Annotated in this window: 1 protein-coding gene; it reads left to right on the top strand. The window is 59.2% G+C overall.

Annotation, left to right across the window (positions count from 1 at the left end; all coding sequences use genetic code 11):
• Positions 1-72 precede the first annotated feature (72 nt).
• A protein-coding gene (locus tag ACZXDY_RS46135) for an IS5 family transposase (RefSeq protein ID WP_464350045.1) occupies positions 73-836 on the top strand; the annotation gives its coding sequence in 2 pieces (ribosomal slippage) (positions 73-408 and positions 411-836; 762 coding nt in all).
• The last annotated feature ends 17 nt before the right edge of the window (positions 837-853 follow it).

Here is an 853-nt window from a genome sequence, read left to right as displayed (position 1 = left end):
TAGGTGGTGTGGACTCTAAGGATTCCCTTTTAGGGGCAAATCAGATTCAAGGCTGCTTTTGGGGAGGCAGTCTTGGGTGTGATGGACCGGTTGATTTTGAGCGACGCGGCGTGGGAGCGGATGGCGCCGCTGATCATAGGTCGTCCCGACCAGAAGGGCTCGACCGGGCGCGACAATCGGATGTTTGTTGAAGGCGTATTGTGGATCGTGCGTACGGGTTCTCCGTGGCGTGATCTTCCGGAAGTGTTCGGGGATTGGAACAGCGTGTTCCGGCGCTTCAGTCGATGGAGCGTCAAAGGTGTCTGGTGGCGGATATTCGAGGCAATGTCCGATGACCCAGACTTTGAATATCTAATTGTCGATTCCACTATCGTCCGAGCCCACCAGCACGCTGCCGGGGCGAAAAAGGGGGGTCTGAAGATCAAGCGATCGGCCGCTCGCGCGGCGGCCTGAGCACCAAGATACATATGGCCGTCCGTGGCTTGGGATGCCCGGTGCGGTTTACCCTTACGGCAGGCCAGAAAGGCGATGCGCCGCAAGCCGCCGCCTTGATCGAGGGACTGCCTGCCGAGGTCGTCATGGCCGATGCCGCCTATGACGCCGATCACCTGCGCCAAGCCATCGCCGCCAAAGGCGCGCTCGCCGTCATCCCCAACAACCCGTCACGCGCGCTCAAATATCCGCTCGACAAGCAACTCTATGCCCAGCGCCATCTCGTGGAATGCTGCTTCTCAAAACTCAAGCAGTTCCGCCGCGTCGCAACCCGCTTCGAAAAGACCGCTCGAAATTACCGGGCTGTCGTCACTCTCGCCGCCATCATCTTATGGCTTAGATAACTGTCCACACCACCTAG

The sequence above is a fragment of the Bradyrhizobium sp. LeoB3 genome (assembly GCF_055456055.1).
This window is presented reverse-complemented; position numbering and strand designations above follow the sequence as displayed.